This is a genomic window from Geosporobacter subterraneus DSM 17957, from assembly GCF_900142145.1.
Classification (GTDB): Bacteria; Bacillota; Clostridia; order Peptostreptococcales; family Thermotaleaceae; genus Geosporobacter; species Geosporobacter subterraneus.
The window spans coordinates 1-21,736 of the sequence record NZ_FQZV01000009.1; the positions used below are offsets into that span (position 1 = coordinate 1).

Here is a 21,736-nt window from a genome sequence, read left to right on the forward strand (position 1 = left end):
TGAATTTGAAAAGCTTGTAGTAAAATGGAATAGTCAATGAAAGTCAAAATAGCCTGTAATTTTGTTAATGGTTGAAGTTCAATAATTTGATCTAAAGTAAATAAAGTTGTTTGCCGATACATAATTTGCAGTCGCCCCTTTCTGTGGATTTTTTTTACAAATTATTTATCGGATTGGGGTAGACTGTTTTTTTATATTTTTGAAACATTGTTATTTCAAGGCTTAAAAATTATGAAATTTACTCTGCTGAATAAGCGGCTTAAATAACAACTGTTCATGTGGACCAAATCCGCCAGATGATCCAGCTTAATGGGGGCATGATAGTGCTCTTTGATATACTCAATTACTTTTTGAACGATATAGCTGTGCTGGGTGTTTAAAGTGCTTAGCGCTGTACCAACGGACTGAACCAGTCCTTCAAGGGTATCATATAGTTTGCCGATAGATTCACAGTTTAGGATATTGGCATAGATTTGATCCGCATTTGTAATGGCATCACAAAGCTTTAAATTATAGTTATTTAACAGCTTAACGCACAGCGAACAAATTACGATGCTTGTGGTCTTTACATGCTCGATGGGGTATGTGAAAGCTCTTTGATACTCAAATAGCTGGGAAAGTGTTTCTAGTGCTTTCAAGGTACTGCCCGACTCCAGATGCTTTATGATTTTGTCAATATACTGATAGACAACGATTTCCTCCAGGTGATGCTCCTTTGAATGAAAGGAAGAATATACAAAAATATTTCCATCCTCATAAAATTTGTAGGAAACACATTTATGGGCTTCATGGAAAGCTTTTTGCACTTCTGATGGATGGGCATGTATATCACTGATGCCTATGGAAATAGGAATACTGAGAAAGTTATTTACAAAATTTAGTATTTCTTCACTTCTTGAGACAATAACCGGCATCGGCTGAGGACAGCAGAGATCTTCAAAGGATATCACTGTACAGAGGGTTTTGTTGTCCACAAGAATGGTATAATGGTCAAAGTCTTTGAATATTAAGGATATAAAGCTTTTGATCTCTAAAAGAATGTTTCCTTTCCTTTCTAAAACCCCGTCTGATTCGACAGTGTCAGTGCCATCTACTTTATAGACCAATACATAAAAATGATGTAGCTGGATTTTCAGCTTATCCATTTTGTTGAGAATCCTGGACGGGTGTACTAAAACCCCATTGATCAAATCCTGGAAAAACTTCTCATGCATTTCTACAAGATTTTCTTTGATTCTATTCTCCAAATCCAGTACCCTATGGGCTTTCATTTGCTCCTCCTGAATAAGTGTCTTGGCTTTATGGATGGCTTCGATTAACTGTTCTGTATTTGAAGGCTTCAGAATAAAATCCACTACATTATACTTAATGGCAGATTTTGCATATTCAAAATCTGAATAGCCGGTTAAAAGAATGATCTTTGTTAAAGGGTTGTTTTCATGAATGTACTGCGCTAACTTGATACCATCTAATCCAGGCATTTTAATATCTGCAATGACAATATCCGGTTTCTTGCTCTCTAGCAGTTCCTTTGCAAGGATGCCATTATCCGCTTCGCAGAGCACCATACAATCGAGGGCTTCCCAGTCGATAAAATTGATGAGTCCTTTGCGAATAATATGTTCGTCATCAACAATCATTACACGAAACATGCTTTTCATCACCTCTGTCAAGTGGAATACATATAGAGATCATCGTACCTTTCCCTATACTGCTTTCAATGGATAAACCGTAATCGGCACCATAGATCAGCTTAATTCTTTTATGTACATTTAATAAACCTACATGCTTTTCCCCTTTTTTAATCTCACGGCTCATGGCTTCATTCAAATCAATTTGTCCTGAATCAAATCCAATACCATCATCCTCAACGGTTATGAATATCTTTTCCTTTTCCTCCAAAATGCAGATGGAGACCCTGCCTTTGTCGATTTTATTTTCCAATCCATGAATGATAGCATTTTCAACAATCGGTTGGATACAAAGCTTGGGTACATAAAAGTCCAGCAGGGTTGGAACAGAAACAAATTTTTCGATCTGTATTTTATCTCCGAAACGCATTTTTTGCAGATAGAGATAAAATTCAACGTATTCGAGCTCTTCCCGGAGTGTTATTTTCTTGTGACTGCTGAAGGTCAAGCTTGCCCTCAATAATTTGCCTAATGAATCAACCATTTTGTAGATAGTTTCCTGGTTAGACATTCGGGCTTCCCAACTGATGGTTTCTAAGACATTAAACAAAAAGTGAGGGTTGATTTGCGCCTGCAGTGCTTTTAACTCAGACTCCGTTACCAGAATTTGATGCTTGTACACTTCATTAAAAAGATATTGGATTTTATCGATCATATCGTTAAAGGTACTGCTTACCTCATTCAACTCTGCATATTTGTACTGAGGCATTTTTATTTGAAAGTTTCCATGATGAATATTTTTAATATGTAAAATTAACTCCTGAATTGGCTTTGTGATACTGGTGATGATAAACATACTGATGGCGAGAGAGAGGAGAACTGCAAAAACAATAATATATAGATAATAGGAAATGAGCGTGTTTAGATTGGATGAAAACTCAGCCTTGGGAACCAGTATTACGGAGGTCATATTCATATCACTGATTTTTTTAGAATCAAAGATATAGGGAGTTCCATCTATTGACAGCTCTTGTATTAAACTGGATTGTCCGGCAGATAAGATCCTTGGGTCGATCTTTTCCCCGATGAGACGCCGATCATTATGAAAAAAAATGGTGCCCTGTTCATCGAAAATAAAAGCTTTCCAGTTTTTATTTTTAATAATGTTATGGTAAGAATCCAAGATGATATTTTCATCTATACTCAGCACAACTTTACCCATTGAGTTTTTAGTAATCAGAGCACTGACATCACGCATGAGATAAACCGTATTAAAATAGGGAGAAGGCTGTATAACCGTAGGAACCTGGGTAATATCCTTCGCAGAATTGTAAAATCGAACATGATCCTTGAGAACTCTTTCATTGGGCAAATAATTGTAAAGCAAATAATAGTAGTTGTCATGATCAAAAAAAACAAAGACAGATTTCAGGAGACCGCTGTTCCAGGCATAATCATGAAGGACAGAGTATTTAAGCTGTGTTTCAATATCGAGCTTTGTACGGGCTTTCAAATAATAAGTCTGCTCCTGTGTAGACAGTTCTTCAAGATTAGAGCGGATAACCTGATTCGATAAAAAGAGATTAAAGGTATTGTTAATGATTCTGTAATTAGCTACCAAGCTGTCATTCATTTGTTCAATAGAATGCTTCAATTCATTTTTAATGTTTTGTTCAAGGATATTGTAGTAGATAAAAGAGTACATATAGGCACCAAACAAAGAAAGCGGTATTAAAATCGCCAGTACTACCAAAAGGATAATTTTATAACGAATAGAGGCTGCATAATGACGATAGGCCGAAGTGATGGAAAAGAGAGATTTAAATGCTGACTGCCTTATAGCATCTATGATTTTCATAGGCCCATTCTCCCTGAAGTAAAAGTATATAAAACAATTATACTACATTATTCGGTATTTACAGGAGTATTTCTGGGCAGCACAGCACAAGTGTAAAAAAAATCATATAAAGCAAAAAAATTAATACTTACGACGTAAAGGGGTACAGGTTTCCAAAAAGGAAATCTGCAAAAAGAGAATTGTGAAAAAATTTAAAAGAACAGGTAAAGAGGTTCAATTTATTCTAACTGTGGAAAACTTTATAATGAATTTAGATGAGGACAACGTTTTCAAACACAAAAATGAAAAGGGGGATTTATACTGATGAGAAGAAAAATTGCTTTATTTTTGACATTGGTATTGGTTTTCACTGTAGTTGCTACTGGCTGTACGAAGCCACAGCAGGCAGCGCAAGAGGCTGCACCAAAGGTAGACTTTCCGAAGCAAGGAATCACAGCAATTTGTCCGTGGGCAGCCGGGGGTGGAACCGACGCTGTCTTGAGAGGACTGACCTTAGAAGCTGAAAAGATTTTAGGTCAAACCATAACCGTAGTAAATCAAACCGGTGGTGGCGGAGCCATAGGCCATAGTGCAATTATGAAAGCCAAGCCGGATGGCTATACCGTAGGAATGATTACTTTTGAGTTGAATTCATTGCCGCCTCAGGGATTAGTTCCTTTTACATATAAGGATTTTGATCCGCTTATGAGAATTAACATGGATGCGGCAGCACTCACTGTAAAAAAGGATGCTCCCTATAATACCATCGAAGAATTCGTCGCGTATGCAAAACAGCATCCCGGTGAAATCAATATCGGTAACTCTGCGCCAGGCTCCGTATGGCATATCGCAGCAGGACTTATGGCAGAAAAGACAGGCATTCAAGTGGAATATGTACCCTTTGAAGGAGCAGCTCCTGCAGTTACAGCGCTGGTTGGAGGACATATAGAAGCTGTTTCAGTAAGTGTTCCAGAGGTAATCGGACAGGTTGAAGCAGGAGATTTAAAGATATTGGGTGTTATGAGTGCAGAAAGATTACCATCGATACCGGATGTTCCTACCTTCAAGGAAAGCGGCATTGATGTGGTCTTTGGTACTTGGAGAGGCCTAGCTGTTCCTAAAGGAACACCAGATGAAGTGAAACAAATACTGATGGATGGTTTCAAACAAGCTTATGATAGTCAAGGATTCCAGGATTTTGCAAAGAATGCCGGATTAGGATTGGCTTATCAGGATGCAGCAGAGTATGCAAAGTTTTTAGAGGCAAATGCAAATGATGTTGCCGAGGTAATGAAAAAATTAGGATTAGCAAAATAGCAGATAGAGGAATTTCTTTCAGGTAATTGTTAATCAGTCTTTAACAATTACCTGAAATTTTATAAGAGCCTACTGATGTAGATAAACGCCAGCAAAATAAAAGATAAATGTAGGGGACGATGACTCTGTCGTCACGAAAAAGCAGGCAGACACGCAGGTCCGACCCTGCAAAAAAATATCTTGTTCTAGATGCGTAAATCTATAGAAACACAGGAGAGGAAGTGAGACTTTGAGAAAGGCAGATATCATAGGTGGATTGATGGGTGTATTCATTAGTGCATTTGTATTTTATGAATCCAGTAAGTTTCCAGAGGATATTGTAATGAAGATTGGTCCAAGCTATTTTCCTAGAATATTGGCTATGGGACTGCTGCTGGTGAGTGGCATTCTTATTCTGCAAGCTTATATGGGGAAATCAAAGAAGCCTGCTGAGAAATTTGACATCAAAGAGCCAGGAATTCAGAGAGCTGGGATTGCACTGCTGAGTACAATTGTATACTGTATGATATTGGATAAGGTTGGATTTATCCCTTCCAGTATACTTTATTTGGTCTTTTTAATGTATTTACTGGAAAAACGGAATTATGTAAAAATGACAATGATATCTACAGCCGTTGTTGTCGGTATTTATATCATTTTTAAAACCATTTTAAACATTACACTGCCCTCGGGTTTTTTTGGATAATAGGCTAGGGAAAGGGTGAAAATATGCGATTTGACTTACTGATGCAAGGGTTTGCCAATGTCCTCCAGCTAAATGTTTTGCTCATGGTAGTTTTGGGCGTGACAGGGGGAATTATGGTAGGGTCACTGCCAGGACTGACAGCAACCATGGGTGTAGCACTTTTAGTCCCATTTACTTTTGGATTGCCGATTAATCAGAGCATGGCAATGCTTCTGGGAATTTTTTGCGGGGCAATTTATGGGGGATCCATTTCGGCGATTTTAATACGAACGCCAGGAACTCCGGCTGCTGCCGCTACACTTTTAGATGGATATCCATTATCTGAAAGGGGGGAAGCGGGAAGGGCTCTGAGTATGTCTGTATTTGCTTCTTTTATTGGAGGCTTTTCAGGAGCTTTGATCATGACCTTCCTGTCCCCGCAAATATCAAAGGTAGCCTTAAAATTCGGTCCTCCTGAATACTTTGCTTTAGCCATTTTTGGGCTAAGCATTATCATATCGGTTTCGGGAAACTCCATTCTTAAAGGGGTTATGGCTGGAATCTTTGGATTGACCTTATCAACTATCGGATTAGATCCGATATCGGGATATCCGCGATTCACATTTGGCCAAATGGATCTTTTTGAGGGCCCTGCCTTTATACCTACATTGATTGGATTGTTTGCTTTATCAGAAATCTTTAAAGGGGTTGAAACCATCTTAACCCGTGAAAAGGTGGATAATAAAATAACCCAACTGCTGCCTACACTAGCAGATATCAAAAAATGCTGGAAGGTGATTCTAAAATCCAGTATTCTTGGTACCTTTATCGGTTCTATTCCGGGGGCAGGAAGCGATATCGCTGCCTTCGTAGGATACAGTGAAGCAAAAAGAACCTCTAAGTATCCTGAAAAGTTCGGAACCGGTGTCATCGAAGGCGTTGCTGCAGCAGAATCAGCAAACAACGCCTGTACAGGTGGTGCAATGATTCCCCTCCTGTCCCTGGGCGTGCCTGGAGATGCTGTAACAGCTGTGCTGTTAGGGGCTTTTGTAATTCAGGGATTACGCCCGGGGCCCTTACTCTATAGAGATCACATGGATGTAGTTTACAGTGTATTTGCAGCAATGATGGTAGCAAACATCGTTATGTTTATTATTGGTGCCCTAGGGGTTAAATTCTTTTCAAAGGTTATCACTGTGGATCGAAATATATTGATTCCTGTTATCTTTTTACTATCCATTGTGGGTTCCTATGCCATGCGAAATAGCATCTTTGACGTATGGGTAGCTATCTTATTTGGAATTTTAGGATACTTCATGCAACGATATGATTTTCCCGCTTCACCTATATTGTTGGCCCTCATCTTAGGCCCAATGGCTGAAAGTAATTTAAGAAGAGCCTTGGTAATATCAAAGGGAGACATATCCATATTATTTACCAGACCTATCAGTGTGATTTTGTTAGGGTTAGCAGTAGTTTCTCTGATCTCCTCCTTTGTGAAACAAAAACGGGTAGAGAAAAGACTGGCACAGGAAGAATCAGAGGCTGCATTTAAGTAAATTCAGTTGATACCTCAAAGGCACTGGCCGCAATGAAACCAGATTAGGGCTATTTGTCTGTCCTATTGGGTTTTAACAATTGCCTTTACCGGTAGATTAGGCTATAATGATGGAAAAATTGTGAAATATGCACGCAACATAAAAGGGGTAGATCCGGTGGCAAAGAGAAAAATATTCAGCATATGCATGATAGGGCTGATGGTCTTATACCTTTGGGGATGCAGCAGCCTATATAGAACCCAAGAGGACAGCACACAGGAATACAGCTCGGAAGTGGAAATTGAAGAGAATCTTTTCCCTCGCAAAGCCATTCAAATTGTTGTTCCCTACGCGCCCGGGGGAGGGACGGATTCTGTGGCGAGGGCATTGGCAGATGCCGCAAAAAAATATTTCAATAAACCGGTTTTGGTTGTGAATAAAACCGGTGAAGGGGGCGCCATCGGCATGACGGAAGGTGTAAATGCGCAAGCCGATGGATATACGGTAACCATGGTGACCAGTGAACTGGTTACGCTCCCCAACTTAGGGTTGGCTCCCTTTACATACTCGGATTTTCAACCTATTTTACAGGTGAATGAAGATCCGGCTGCCCTTACGGTTAGAAAGGATGCACCGTGGAATACGGTGGAAGATTTTGTGCTGTATGCGAAAAATAATCCTGACAAGATTCGAATTGGCAACTCCGGAGAAGGTTCCATATGGCACTTTGCTGCAGCAGATATTGGGAAGAGTACAAAGACGAAATTAAAGCATGTTTATTTTGACGGAGCTGCACCTGCGGTCGTCAATTTATTAGGAGGCTATATCGACGCAGTAACGGTGAGCCCGGCGGAAGTATTAACCCATGTGAAAAATGGAGAATTGAAGGTGCTTGGGATATTATCCGCTGAAAGAATCAGCAGTCTCCCCCAAGTACCAACCTTTAAGGAACAAGGCTATGATGTGGCTGTAAGCACATGGAGAGGATTAGGTGTACCAAAGAATACACCGGAGCAAGTTGTGGAGATACTGGAGGCAGGATTTTCGAAGGCTGCTCAAGACCTAGACTTTATAGAGATTATGAACCAATTGGAGTTAGGCTATAAGGTAGCCGGAAGGAATGAGTTTTTAGAAATCATAGAAAACCATCATCAGGCCATTAAAGTTCTGATTGAGGAACTGGGTATGGAAGCAGCCAATAATGATAAATAAAAAGATGGTATTGCATCGGTTTTGGGAGCGTGAGTTAGATGAATAATATAAAGCTTGAAACCATTAAGGAAAGCGGAATTGTTGCAATCCTGAGGGGGATAGAGGGTGAAAAGGTGCTCAATATAGCTGAAGCCCTTCTGAAGGGGGGGATTCAATGTATTGAAGTGACTTTTAATACTCCCTTTGCAGATAAAATGATTGAAAACATCAAGAAGACCTTTGGGGGTACGGTTCTAGTTGGAGCAGGAACGGTAACCAGTGAAGAGACCGCCCGAATAGCCTATGAATCCGGTGCGGAATTTATTTTAAGCCCCAGCCTGCACAAGGATGTCATTGATTTTTCCAAAGCCAAAGGCATGATTTCCATACCGGGGGCATTTACACCTACAGAGATCATTACGGCAAAAAAATGGGGTGCGGATATCGTTAAGATTTTTCCTGCTGCTGCTGTGGCACCCAGCTACATTAAGTTGTTGTCAGGGCCGCTGGATGACATTGATATGATGGCGGTAGGGGGTATTGATTTGGATAATATTGGAGAATACCTAAAAAATGGCTGTGTATGTGCAGGGGTAGGAAGTTCTTTGACAAATGCAAAAGGGATAGATAATCAGGAATATCTACTCATTACAAAGCAGGCAAGGGCATTTACCGATAGAATTAAAGAAACTCGTAAGGCTTTCAAAACGTAGAGTCCCTTAAGAAGTGAGGCGGGCAGAGTGGGGTATATAACCATAGATACAGGCACGACCAATACGAGGATACGATATATTGAAAAGGATAGCCTTCTAGGAAGCTATCAAGAGCAAGTAGGGGTTAGGGATACAGCGATTACAGGCAGTCTTGAAAATTTGAAAAGGACAATAAAAAGGGGCATCGCCCATTGTCTGGCAAATAGTCATAGAGAGCTTTGGGATGTTGAGAAGATTATTGCCTTTGGAATGATTACCTCTAACTTAGGACTTATTGAGATCCCCCATTTAGAGGCGCCTGTAGGCTTGAAGGAGTTGAAGAAGGGGATCGTTCAAAAAAGCTTTCAGGAGATCGTGGATGTACCCATCTATTTTATTCCGGGAGTGAAAAACAAAGTAGAGAATAGCTCTCCCGGAGCATTTATGAGTATGGATATGATGCGGGGAGAAGAAACGGAATCCATAGGAGCTTTATGCTTTACCCAGGTGAAAGGAGAGCGCTTATACATATCACCGGGTTCGCATACAAAATTTGTGTTTTTTGATGAGAACCATAGAATAAAAAAATGCAGCACAACCCTTGCAGGAGAACTCCTATGGGCCCTTGCCAGTGAAACCATACTGGCCCATTCAATACCCAAAAGCTTGATCTCAAGTGTAGAGAGGGAGTATATTGAAGCCGGGATCGCTGCAGTGAAAAAACACGGATTTACAAAAACCTGTTTTTTGGTAAGAAGCATGGATCTTTTTTCAGATACAACACCCAATCAAAGAGTGAACTTTATAGCCGGTGCAATCGGTTACCAGGATCTCAAATCCATAGCACAAGTACTGGAAGAATATAAACCGACAATAATTGTGGGGGGAAAAAGGATGCTGCGGGAATTGTACGGTACCATACTGGAAATCCTGGGATATGATAGGGATAAGATCATCCTGTTGGAGGATCCGGTGGTTGAAAAAGCAAGCTCTATAGGGGCTTTAAAAATCCTAGCAGGAGGTTAAGCCTTTAAGGAAGCGTGGGTTGGTTATTCTAATCTTTACAATGCTTGATGGATTTTCTTTTTAACGAAATAATCGACAATCTAAAAAATCTCCTTTTCGCAAGCAGAATGGGTGTGGACAACTGATTCTTATTGCAAAAGGAGATTTTTCAATAAGAGGGGGGAGTTTACAAAAGAGATCATAGAAAAGGTAAGGAGGCTACTCCTTCCTTATTCTATAAATTGAGACATATGTTTAAAACTCAGTCGAATGGCTTTATGAATATTTTCATGGGATCCTTCAAAGGATTTATCTTTCATTGTACTTACGTAAATCTATATTATCATTTATTCTAATTGGGAAGGCAGAAAACGAAGAAGCCTCTCCGCGTGGGAGAGAGGCTTCTTTTAATTTGTTCGCTGCAGATTGATTAACTGGCACATAGGAGAAAAAAGCCAGCATAATTCTTTTTTAAAAAAAGAACATTCGTTCTGGAAAATGTATGATTTAATTGTCAGGATGGACAAAATCCTATAAGATAGATAAGAGAGCAACAAATAGAAAGGAGTTTATCCATGGATTTAAATCATTTAAATGATAAACAAAGAGAAGCCGTACTGAAAACCGAAGGTCCCCTATTGATTCTGGCAGGTGCAGGGTCTGGTAAAACGAGGGTTTTGACCCATCGTATTGCTTATTTAATAGAACAAATGGGTGTATATCCGGGAAATATATTAGCCATCACCTTTACCAATAAAGCTGCAAGGGAAATGAAGGAAAGGGTAGAAGCCCTTTTGGGTGAACACACAGATATCTGGGTCAGTACCTTTCACTCTGCCTGTGTGAGAATACTGCGCAGAGATATTGAAAAAATTGGCTATACCCGGGATTTTGTTATCTATGATGCAGCAGATCAGCAAAACATCTTGAAAGATTGCCTGAAAGAATTAAATGTGAATGATGAGTTATTTCCTGTTGCAATGGTGCAAAATAAGATTAGCGATGCCAAGGATCGCATGCTGACACCCCAAGGTTTCCTGAAGGAGGCAGCCGAGGATTTTCAGCTTACAAAGATTGCAGAGATTTATGAGCTGTATCAGAAAAAGCTGAAAAAGAACAATGCCCTGGATTTTGATGATCTGATCTTTAAAACCGTGGAGCTCTTCCAAAAAGAACCGAAGGTGTTGAGCTTTTACCAACATAAGTTTCAATACATCATGGTGGATGAGTACCAAGACACCAACCAGATTCAGTACACCTTTATACATATGCTGGCATCTGCCCATAAGAACCTGTGTGTGGTGGGGGATGATGACCAAAGCATCTACAGTTTCAGAGGAGCAGATATCCGAAATATACTGAATTTCGAGGATGATTTTGCCAATGCAGCAGTGATCAAACTGGAACAAAACTATCGGTCCACTCAGAACATATTGGATGCGGCCAACTGCGTGATCAAAAACAACCGGGGCCGAAAAAGCAAGGTGCTGTGGACCTCCAATCGGGCGGGAGACCGTATCCGCTACCATAAGGCCATGAATGAGCATGAAGAGGGCCGGTTTATTGTCAATCAAATTCAGGAGATGCATGAATCAGAAGGGCGAAATTACGGAGAATTTGCCATTCTTTATCGGACCAACGCCCAGTCCCGGGTATTAGAGGAGATGCTGATGCGGGCGGGGATTCCTTATCGGATTTTTGGCGGACTAAAATTCTATGCCCGAAAGGAAATCAAGGATATGATCGCCTATCTGCGCTTGATCCAAAACTCCGTAGATGACCTGAGCGTTAGAAGAGTCATCAATGTACCAAAACGAGGAATTGGAGACAAGACCATAGAAAAGCTGGAGCAGCATGCAGCGAGAACAGGAGAGAGCCTCTTTAGTGCCATGCTGGAAGCAGAAGTTTTAGGGGATTTATCTAGACGAGTGGTGAAAGGTATCAATGACTTTGCCGCATTGATTATGAAATTTAGTGAGTTAAAGAATGAAATGGGTGTAGCGGAGCTGATCTCTAAGGTATTGGAGGAATCAGGATATATCGAAGAACTGCAGAGGGAAAACACCATGGAAGCCAATGGGCGGATCGAGAACCTTCAGGAATTTCTATCGGTAGCTATGGAGTTTGAAAAAACAGCGGAAGAAAATACCTTGGAGGAATTCCTAGGAACCATTTCTTTAGTTTCTGATATTGACCAGATGGAGGAACAGGAAAATGCTGTGGTGCTTATGACGCTCCACAGTGCCAAAGGGTTAGAGTTTCCCATTGTGTTTCTGGCGGGAATGGAAGAAGGTATTTTTCCCATTTCTAGAGCCCTATTCAGCGATCAGGATTTAGAAGAAGAACGAAGGCTGTGCTACGTAGGAATTACCCGGGCAAAGGAGATCTTATTCCTGACCCATGCCTTAGTAAGAACCCTCTATGGCCGAACCAATTATAACAGCATCTCCCGTTTTATCAATGAGATTGCTGAAGATTATATTGATATGGACAAGCAGGAAGAGGCAAGGAAGCAGGAACAAAGCTTAGTCCCCGACCCAGGCATATATAGAGGTCTTAGCATGGATATTAAAACGAAGCCTGCAGCAAATGCAAGCAGCAGCGAGATCAAGCCTGGCAGCAAGATTCGTCATGAAAAGTTTGGCGTGGGGACAGTGATTTCTATAAAGGGAAGCGGGGAAAAAGCGGAACTGACCATTGCTTTTGACAATGCAGGGATCAAGAAGCTGGTTTTAGGCTTTGCACCCATAAAGATGGTTAGCAGTTAACGGTTAGCCCATAGCCGTAATGGATTTCTTAGAGGATTTTTGATATTAATTTAAGTTGCCTTGACGAAAGCAGTAAACGGCTAACTGCTAACGGCTAACGGCTAACGGCTAACGGCTAACGAAAAAGGAGGGTTTTCATGGAATTTAATGAAGCCAAAGAAAAGGCTGCTTTCCTAAGGGAACAGCTAGAATATCACAATTATCGGTATTATGTGCTGGATGCCCCTGAGATCAGCGACTATGAATATGACCTGATGATGCAGCAGCTGATCGATCTGGAAGAAAAATTTCCAGGACTGTCCAGCCCGGACTCGCCTACCCAAAGAGTAGGGGGGCAAGCCCTAAGTGAATTTCAGCAGGTAGTTCACAGTGTACCTATGCTGAGCCTGGATAACAGCTACAGCCATGGAGAGCTGATGGAATTCGACAAGCGTATCCGCAAAACCATACAGGAAGAGATTGAATATGTTGTGGAATATAAGATTGACGGATTGTCCATTGCCCTCCGGTATGAGGATGGTAGATTTGTGCAGGGAGCTACCCGGGGGGATGGCTATATAGGGGAGGATGTTACCCAAAATCTTCGCACCATCAAAAGTATTCCCTTAAAGCTGAAGGAAGAAGTTGATTTAGAGGTACGGGGAGAGGTGTATATTGCTCGGGAAAAGTTTGCTGCCCTCAATAGGAAGCAGGCAGAACGGGGAGAGACCATTTTTGCCAACCCGAGAAATGCAGCAGCAGGATCCCTTCGTCAGCTGGATTCTAAAATAACTGCCCAAAGACCTTTGGATATATTCATCTTTAATATACAACAGGTAGAGGACCATATCTTTGATAAGCATACAGAAGGGCTCGACTATCTAAAGCACCTGGGATTCAAAACCTCCCCCTATGAGGTTTGCAGCCGTATGGAGGAAGTAATTGAGTTATGTGAAAAATGGGCATTGAGGCGAATGGAGCTGCCCTTTGACATTGACGGATTGGTGATTAAAGTAAACAGTCTCCGTCAAAGGGAGGCTTTAGGGATGAAATCCAAGAGCCCGAAATGGGCCATTGCCTACAAGTTCCCGGCAGAACAGCAAAAAACCACTGTACAGGATATCATCATTCAGGTAGGGAGAACGGGGGCACTAACGCCTACGGCCATACTGGATCCTGTACGTGTTGCCGGATCGGTGATCAGCCGTGCTACTTTGCACAATGAAGACAATATCCGTCAGAAGGATATTCGTATTGGGGACAAGGTAATCATTCAGAAGGCAGGGGACGTGATCCCGGAGGTAGTTCGTGTCCTTTTTGATGAGCGTACAGGAGATGAGAAAATCTTTGCGATGCCAAAGGTCTGTCCTGAATGCGGCGAAGAAACCGTGCGGATAGCGGGAGAGGCAGTTACCCGATGCATCAACAGCGCATGTCCGGCACAGCTGCGGCGGGGCATTATCCACTTCGTTTCCCGGGAGGCCATGAATATTGACGGACTGGGGGAATCTATCGCAGCTTTGTTATTAGAACAGCAGCTAATTGAGGATGTGGCGGATCTTTACTACCTTAAGAAGGAAGAATTAATCCCCCTAGAGAGAATGGGAGAAAAGTCGGCTCAAAATCTGGTAGATGCCATTGAAAAATCTAAAGACAATGGCCTGGACCGGGTTATCTTTGGATTAGGGATTAAACTGGTGGGTTCCAGGGCTGCCAAATTGTTGGCTGAAGCCTTTGGCAGCATGGACAGCCTGATGCATGCAAGCTACGATCAAATCATCTCCATTCCTGAAATTGGAGAGAAGATGGCAGAAAGTGTACTGGCCTTTTTCCAAGAGGAACGAAACCTTAAGGTGATTGAGAAGTTGCGCAGGGCCGGTGTCAATATGGAAAATCGGAAGAAGGCTGCAGAAGCAGGTGAGCAAAAGTTGGAGGGACTTACCTTCGTAATTACAGGGACCCTTGTGAAATACAAGCGCAATGAAGCAAAGGAGTTAATTGAACGGCTAGGAGGCCGGGTCTCGGGCAGTGTCAGCAAGAAGACCGATTATGTGCTTGCAGGGGAAGAGGCAGGATCAAAGTTGGAAAAGGCTTTGGAATTAGGGGTGCCCGTTTTGGATGAAGCTGCCTTTGATGCCATGATTCAGCAATAAAGTGATGAAAACGCAGCAAAGCATCTAGAAAAAGGAACAGGGTTGATATATAATCAACTATAAATACTTTTTTGGTGAATAATCATGCAAGGAGGAGTAACCATGACCATTAGCATAAAGGATGTAGAGCAGGTAGCTAATCTGGCACGATTATCCTTTACGAAGCAGGAAAAACAGGACTTTGCAGAGAAGCTGACGGCTATCGTAGGATATATTGAGAAACTGAATGAGGTAAATGTGGAAGGGGTAGAACCTACCTACCATGTACTGCCTCTATTAAATGTACTGCGAAAGGATGAAGTTCAACCATCCATGGAGCGGGAGAAAGTACTGGCCAATGCACCGGATCCGCAGCAGGGATGCTTCAAAGTGCCTAAAATTATGGAATAACAATTCCGCATGCAGTCTGAATATGCGTTGATTGTATCGTCAGGATCAAGTCAGAAAAGGATGCAGAATACAAAAATAGAAGGAGTGTGCAATATGGATTTGCTTCAACGGACTGCCCATGAGGTTCGTGATCTGATGAGAAAAAAGGAAATCAGCTCAAAGGAGCTTACAGAGGCGGCTTTAGATAGAATTGAAAAAATCGACGGGCAGATAGAGGCTTTTTTACATACCAGCAGAGAGCGTGCTTTGACCTGGGCTCAGGAAGTGGACAAGCGGCTGCAGGAGGGACAGGAATTAAGCGATTTAGCCGGTATTCCTATGGCCCTAAAGGACAATATTTGTACAGAAGGAATTCCTACCACCTGTGCCTCTAAAATTCTGGGAAACTTTGTACCCCCCTATAATGCAACAGTTACAGAAAAACTGTATCAGGGAAAGGCCATTTTAGTGGGAAAAACCAATATGGATGAGTTTGCCATGGGGTCCTCTACTGAAAACTCAGCCTTTCGAAAAACAAAAAATCCCTGGGATGAGCAGCGGGTGCCGGGGGGATCCAGCGGAGGCTCTGCAGCGGCTGTGGCTTCCAGTGAAGTATTTTATGCTTTGGGGTCAGATACCGGAGGGTCTATTCGCCAGCCGGCATCCTTTTGCGGACTGGTAGGACTAAAACCCACCTATGGACTTGTTTCCAGGTATGGATTAATCGCCTATGCTTCTTCCCTAGACCAGATTGGTCCGCTGACGAAGGACGTGGAGGACTGTGCATTGGTGCTAAATGCCATCGCAGGCCATGATCCTATGGACTCCACTTCAGCGGAAGGAAAAGAAGTTGATTACCGAAAGGCCTTAATCAGTGATGTGAAGGGATTAAAGATTGGCATAGCAAAAGAGTATTTTGGTGAAGGAATCGATGAGGCAGTTAAGAGAAATGTATATGCTGCAATTGAACAACTGAAGTCCTTAGGTGCGGACTATGAAGAGGTTTCTTTGCCCCATACGGAGTATGCGCTGCCAACTTATTACATCCTTGCTTCCTCTGAATGCAGCTCTAACTTAGCCCGATTTGACGGTATTCGCTATGGATATCGTACGGAATCCTATGACAATCTGACGGATTTGTTTGTTAAGACTAGGAGCGAGGGCTTTGGTGAGGAAGTAAAACGTCGGATTATGCTGGGGACCTATGCATTGAGTTCCGGCTACTATGATGCATATTATAAAAAGGCACTGCAGGTGCGAACCCTGATTAAACAAGATTTTGATAAAGCCTTTGAAAAATTTGATGTATTGATTGCACCTACTACGCCGACGCCAGCCTTTAGGCTAGGAGAAAAAACCGATGATCCCCTGCAAATGTACATGTCCGATGTATGTACGGTTCCGATCAATATCGCAGGTATTCCTGCAATCTCCGTACCCTGCGGATTCGTTGAGGGATTGCCGGTGGGTCTGCAGATCATGGGCAAGCACTTTGCGGAAAGTACGCTGTTGAGAGTAGCCTATACAGTAGAACAAAATAATGCCTATCATAAGGAAAGACCTGCATTGTAGATAAACGCCAGCAAAATGAAAGATCCATACAGGGGACCACCGATGGGTCGTCCTGTAAAAGCGGGCAGACACGCAGGTCTGCCCCTACAAAAAAATATCTTGTTTTAGACGATTAAATCTATATAGTAAGGGATCAGGCAGAAACACGTCATAAATGGCGTGTTTTTTGTATAATTATTCGGATTCAATGGGTGAAACCCAGATTAAAAAAACAAAAAATCTATTTGTCATAAACGAGTGTACGCACATTGAAAACAAAATCTAGAAATGCCCGTCTAATTATTAAGGATTCTTAAAGAAAATCTTGAGAAATGCCATTGCATAACCTATGAATATCGTTTTATAATATTACATATCTTTTGCGTTTGCGTTTTAATAAAACTTTAAAAAACAAATAAAATCATAGATATGAAAAATATCTTTATCAAATAAAAAACAGGAAAACGATCCCAGAGTCAGAAGCCAGTAGTATCAAAGTTGGTGGGATTTGTTACAAATATTTAAACTTAGGATTCTGCAGAATCGGTTGAATTGTATAGAAAATTCAGCTATTATGATAATTAGAACTAAGCAAACAGGACTTTTGCAATATTTAGAAAAGAAAGCAAATAAGTAGCAAGTCTTGTTTTATTTATTGAAAAGGCAATATTAAAATTTTTTAAGACCAAATAAAAAGTTTTAGTAATGCCTTTATCCTTTTGAAAAGACTACGGGCTGGGAGGGATGCCTAATTCATCTGAATTGCTTTACTTATAAATCTTAGAAAGGAGAGTGAGTTGTATGGGAAGATTTCTTGCAAATAGAATAGTTTCTATGCTTATTACGCTATTATTAATCATTACCATTACATTTTTATTGATGCATGCCATACCCGGCGGTCCTTTTACAAGGGAAAAAGCATTGCCGCCGGCAGTTATTAAAGCTTTGGAGGCCAAGTATAAGCTTGATCAGCCCCTATGGAAGCAGTATGTGGATTACTTAGGAGGAATTGCACGACTTGAGCTGGGGCCTTCATTTCAAAAGGTGGGGGTTACTGTAAATGACCTTATTCGTGAAGGATTTCCTGTATCGGCAAGGGTAGGAGGCCTTTCTGTACTGGTGGTGGTTGCCCTTGGCATACCAATGGGCATGATCTCGGCGCTAAAGCAGAACAAATGGCAGGATCAGACAGTCCGGTTCATTGCTACCTTAGGGATTACTATTCCAAGCTTTGTTATTGGAACGCTGATTATCTATATTTTTAGTGCCAAACTAGGCTGGCTCCCATCCTTCGGATTGAAAACGCCTAAGCACTATATCGGTCCGGTGATTGCCCTGAGCGGATATTCCTTATCCTTTGTGGCCCGTCTGACACGTTCAAGCATGTTGGAAGTACTGCAGCAGGATTATATTCGTACTGCAAGAGCTAAAGGATTATCAGAATTTGTGGTGATTGCAAAGCACGCCCTTCGAAATGCCTTAATACCGGTTGTAACCTATATTGGACCATTGATCGCAACGATTCTAACCGGATCTTTTGTTACAGAAAGAATTTTTGCAATTCCAGGTATGGGGAAACACTTCGTTGAGAGTGTAGGAAACCGTGACTATACTGTACTCATGGGCATGACGGTATTCTATGCCCTATTCCTGGTCATCATGGTATTAGTTGTAGACTTGCTGTACGGATTGATTGATCCAAGAATCAAGGTTGAAGAATAGGAGGGGCCGCAGAAATGGAAAGTTTAAAAAGTATTCCCAAAAATATGTGGGAGCCAATTGGCTCCGAGGATCGAGAAAAAGAAAAAATTGTTCGCCCCAGCATGACCTATTGGCAGGATGCTTGGAGAAGATTGAAAAAAGATCCAATGGCCATGTGGGGTCTTATTACAATCATGGTCATTGTCTTTATGGCCGTATTTGGACCCATGATGGCCAGCATCACTTATTCAGACCAGGATTTAACCAACATAAACCAAGGACCCAGCGCAAAACACTGGTTTGGAACCGACAGCCACGGCAGAGACCTATATATTCGAGTGTTATACGGAGCACGAATCTCTCTGACGGTAGCCATGGTGGCTACAATAGTAAACTTCTTCATCGGGGTGTTATATGGGGGAATTTCTGGTTATATCGGCGGCAGAGTGGACAATATCATGATGCGTATTGTGGATATCATTTTTACCATTCCCCCAACCCTGTATGCGATTGTATTGATGGTTGTTGTAGGCCCCGGGCTAAAGAGTATTATGATTACCCTAGGTACGATTTATTGGGTAAACATGGCACGGATTGTAAGGGGACAGATCCTAGCTCTTAAGGAACAGGAATTTGTGCTGGCAGCCAGAACCATCGGCGCCAGCACCTGGAGAATTTTGATCCGTCACCTGATTCCCAATGCCATGGGTCCCATCATTGTTACAGCAACCATGTTGATTCCGGGAGCGATATTTACAGAATCCTTCTTAAGTTTTATCGGTTTAGGAGTTTCTGCGCCCATGTCTTCCTGGGGAACACTTGCTTCAGATGCATTAGGGGGACTTCGTTCCTATCCTTATCAATTGTTCTTCCCGTCGGCGGCCATTTGTTTAACGATGTTGGCTTTTAACTTCCTGGGGGATGGCTTAAGAGATGCTCTTGACCCCCGCTTGCGAAAGTAGAATAGAGAGGTGACGAAGATGAAAAACGAAAAATTATTGGAAGTCAAAAATCTAAGAACCTCCTTCTTTACCCATGTAGGGGAAGTAAAGGCTATAGGGGGCGTCAGCTTTGCCTTAGACAAAGGAGAAGCCATCGGTATCGTAGGAGAATCGGGAAGCGGGAAAAGTGTAACCTCTCTTTCTATCATGAGACTGTTGCAGTACCCTGGAAAAATTGTGGAAGGGGAATTGATTTTTAAAGGACAGGACCTTGTAAAGAAAAGCGATAAGGAGATGCAGGCGATCCGGGGAAATGAGATTGCTATGATTTTCCAGGATCCAATGACTTCACTAAACCCTGTATATACTGTTGGAGATCAGATTATAGAAGCCATCCGTCGCCATCAAGGCCTTAATAAAGCAGAGGCAAAGAAAAAAGCCATTGAAATGCTCCGTCTGGTAGGAATTCCTTCGCCGGAAAAACGGGTAGACAATTATCCTCATGAGTTTAGCGGCGGGATGCGGCAAAGGGCTATGATTGCCATCGCACTTTCCTGTGAGCCTAGTTTGTTGATTGCCGATGAACCAACAACAGCACTGGACGTAACCATACAGGCACAGATTCTTGAGCTGATGAAGGATTTAAAAGAAAAGATCAATACATCTATTATGCTGATTACCCATGACCTGGGGGTTGTGGCTGATGTGTGCAGCCGCATCATTGTCATGTATGGCGGGTTGATTATGGAAGAAGGAAAGACTGAGGATATTTTCTACAATCCAAAGCATCCTTACACCATGGGGCTGCTAAAATCTATTCCCCGTCTAGATTTGGGGGGCAAAAAGAGATTAGTGCCAATCGAAGGTTCTCCGCCAGATTTGTTAAAGCCGCCAAAGGGATGTCCTTTTGCAGCAAGGTGTCCTTATGCAATGAGAGTTTGTATTGAGCAGCGGCCAGAGTATACTTTTGTGGATGAAAAGCATCGGGCCGCATGCTGGCTGTTACATGAAGATGCTCCCCAGATTGAAGTTGAAACCGGTGTAGTAAGGAGGAGAGCATAATGAATGTAAATAATCATGAGATTTTATTGGAGGTTAAAAACCTTAAAAAATATTTTCCTGTCCGCAAAGGATTTTTTGGCGGGGAAACCCAATATGTCAAAGCCGTGGACGATGTAAGCTTTCACATCCGCAAAGGTGAAACTCTGGGTTTGGTAGGGGAATCCGGTTGTGGCAAGTCTACTACAGGAAGAACCATTATACGGCTATATGATCCTACAGCGGGAGAAATCATTTTCAACGGGGCAGAGATCGGAATGATGAAGGAAAAAGAAATGCTGCCATTCCGAAAAAGAATACAAATGATCTTCCAGGATCCCTACGCATCATTAAATGCCCGTATGACCGTTGGGGATATTATTGGCGAACCGCTAGAGATTCATGGCTTGGCTACAGAAAAGGAAAAAATGGAAATTGTTCATGATTTGCTGAAAAAAGTAGGCTTAGCTCCGGACCATGCTGTAAGATACCCCCACGAGTTTAGCGGCGGACAAAGACAGCGTATTGGTATTGCCAGAGCCTTGGCTGTAAGGCCGGAATTTATTATTTGCGATGAGCCGATATCTGCCTTAGACGTTTCCATACAGGCGCAGGTTGTAAATATGCTTGAGGATTTGCAAAGTGAAATGGGACTGACCTACCTCTTTATCGCCCATGACCTTTCTATGGTGCGCCATATATCCAATCGTGTAGGGGTTATGTATCTGGGCAAGCTGGTAGAAGTTGCAGATCGCAATGAACTGTATGAGCATCCTGCTCATCCTTATACCCAGGCGCTGTTGACAGCCATTCCCATTCCAGATCCTGATATTGCAAAAGCCAAGAAGCGGATCATTTTGGATGGGGATGTTCCAAGTCCCTTAAATCCGCCTTCAGGCTGTAGATTCCGTACACGGTGCAAGTATGCAATGCCAAAGTGTGCTGAAGCTGAACCGGAAATGAAGGATATTGGCAGCGGGCATATGGCAGCTTGCCACCTGTTGTAGCAATGGTTGGATAAAAAAAGATGATAGAGCAAGGGGAATCTATAAGATGGTCTTAGCGGATCATTGGTAGTTTCCCCTTGTTATAGGCATCAGAAGAAATTTTAGTAAAATAAAAATATTTTTTATTTAAAAAAAGTTATATAATTCATCATGGCGGAAGGAATTTTTATGCTTCTGTAGAATATAATACTTTATCAGTTTAGCAGATTTTTTTTAGTGATTTTTTTCAGACTATTCAAGAACATTAAATCTTGTTAATAAAGATTTGTACATTTTTTTAAAAACAATAGAATAAGGATATAACAAGATTCTCCATTTTAAGGAGGTGATCTTTAGTAATTTAAAACGTTAGCA

The 21,736-nt window shown here is 41.8% G+C and carries 16 protein-coding genes; 14 read left to right on the forward strand and 2 right to left on the reverse strand.

All coding sequences use genetic code 11. The annotated features are described in order from the left end of the window. Positions 1 to 215: 215 nt before the first annotated feature. Positions 216 to 1,652, reverse strand: coding sequence for a response regulator (locus BUB56_RS03850; RefSeq protein ID WP_190014158.1), 1,437 nt, complete (start codon positions 1,650 to 1,652; stop codon positions 216 to 218). Further along, entirely contained in the window at positions 1,630 to 3,489 is a 1,860-nt protein-coding gene (locus tag BUB56_RS03855) for a sensor histidine kinase (RefSeq protein WP_110940062.1), read from the reverse strand. Before BUB56_RS03855 ends, BUB56_RS03850 begins: the two co-directional genes overlap by 23 nt. Positions 3,490 to 3,792: 303 nt before the next feature. Between BUB56_RS03855 and BUB56_RS03860 the strand changes: the two genes are divergently transcribed. From BUB56_RS03860 to BUB56_RS03925, 14 genes are all read left to right on the forward strand, one after another. Continuing rightward, positions 3,793 to 4,785 carry a tripartite tricarboxylate transporter substrate binding protein gene (locus tag BUB56_RS03860; protein ID WP_110940063.1) on the forward strand — a complete coding sequence of 331 codons (993 nt, stop codon included), beginning with the start codon at positions 3,793 to 3,795 and terminating at the stop codon, positions 4,783 to 4,785. 229 nt (positions 4,786 to 5,014) lie between these two features. Then, on the forward strand, positions 5,015 to 5,470 hold the full coding sequence (locus BUB56_RS03865) for a tripartite tricarboxylate transporter TctB family protein (protein ID WP_110940064.1): 456 nt from the start codon (positions 5,015 to 5,017) through the stop codon (positions 5,468 to 5,470). Positions 5,471 to 5,493: 23 nt separating this feature from the next. Continuing rightward, complete coding sequence (locus BUB56_RS03870) at positions 5,494 to 7,008, forward strand: tripartite tricarboxylate transporter permease (protein WP_190014159.1); 1,515 nt, start codon at positions 5,494 to 5,496, stop codon at positions 7,006 to 7,008. Positions 7,009 to 7,164: 156 nt separating this feature from the next. Beyond that, a complete protein-coding gene (locus BUB56_RS03875; protein ID WP_207650394.1) occupies positions 7,165 to 8,199 on the forward strand; it encodes a tripartite tricarboxylate transporter substrate binding protein in 1,035 nt (344 codons plus the stop codon). A gap of 38 nt (positions 8,200 to 8,237) precedes the next feature. Beyond that, positions 8,238 to 8,891, forward strand: coding sequence for a bifunctional 4-hydroxy-2-oxoglutarate aldolase/2-dehydro-3-deoxy-phosphogluconate aldolase (locus BUB56_RS03880; RefSeq protein WP_110940065.1), 654 nt, complete (start codon positions 8,238 to 8,240; stop codon positions 8,889 to 8,891). A gap of 27 nt (positions 8,892 to 8,918) precedes the next feature. Then, positions 8,919 to 9,896 (forward strand): 2-dehydro-3-deoxygalactonokinase, encoded by a 978-nt coding sequence (locus tag BUB56_RS03885; RefSeq protein ID WP_110940066.1) that lies wholly within the window; start codon positions 8,919 to 8,921, stop codon positions 9,894 to 9,896. Between the two features lie 554 nt (positions 9,897 to 10,450). Further along, positions 10,451 to 12,643, forward strand: coding sequence for a DNA helicase PcrA (pcrA, locus tag BUB56_RS03890; RefSeq protein ID WP_110940067.1), 2,193 nt, complete (start codon positions 10,451 to 10,453; stop codon positions 12,641 to 12,643). 137 nt (positions 12,644 to 12,780) lie between these two features. Next, a complete protein-coding gene (ligA, locus tag BUB56_RS03895) occupies positions 12,781 to 14,775 on the forward strand; it encodes an NAD-dependent DNA ligase LigA (protein ID WP_110940068.1) in 1,995 nt (664 codons plus the stop codon). Positions 14,776 to 14,877: 102 nt separating this feature from the next. Beyond that, a complete protein-coding gene (gene gatC, locus BUB56_RS03900) occupies positions 14,878 to 15,165 on the forward strand; it encodes an Asp-tRNA(Asn)/Glu-tRNA(Gln) amidotransferase subunit GatC (protein ID WP_110940069.1) in 288 nt (95 codons plus the stop codon). A gap of 93 nt (positions 15,166 to 15,258) precedes the next feature. Then, positions 15,259 to 16,716: an Asp-tRNA(Asn)/Glu-tRNA(Gln) amidotransferase subunit GatA gene (gene gatA, locus BUB56_RS03905; RefSeq protein ID WP_110940070.1), complete on the forward strand. Its 1,458-nt coding sequence runs from the start codon at positions 15,259 to 15,261 to the stop codon at positions 16,714 to 16,716. A 780-nt stretch (positions 16,717 to 17,496) separates the two neighbouring features. Continuing rightward, positions 17,497 to 18,417: an ABC transporter permease gene (locus BUB56_RS03910; RefSeq protein WP_110940071.1), complete on the forward strand. Its 921-nt coding sequence runs from the start codon at positions 17,497 to 17,499 to the stop codon at positions 18,415 to 18,417. A 14-nt stretch (positions 18,418 to 18,431) separates the two neighbouring features. Then, entirely contained in the window at positions 18,432 to 19,358 is a 927-nt protein-coding gene (locus BUB56_RS03915) for an ABC transporter permease (protein ID WP_110940072.1), read from the forward strand. A gap of 18 nt (positions 19,359 to 19,376) precedes the next feature. Further along, the gene (locus BUB56_RS03920) at positions 19,377 to 20,399 is read left to right on the forward strand and encodes an ABC transporter ATP-binding protein (protein ID WP_110940073.1); all 1,023 of its coding nucleotides are present in this window, start codon (positions 19,377 to 19,379) and stop codon (positions 20,397 to 20,399) included. After that, on the forward strand, positions 20,399 to 21,382 hold the full coding sequence (locus BUB56_RS03925; protein ID WP_110940074.1) for an ABC transporter ATP-binding protein: 984 nt from the start codon (positions 20,399 to 20,401) through the stop codon (positions 21,380 to 21,382). The genes BUB56_RS03920 and BUB56_RS03925 overlap by 1 nt, the downstream gene beginning before the upstream one ends. The last annotated feature ends 354 nt before the right edge of the window (positions 21,383 to 21,736 follow it).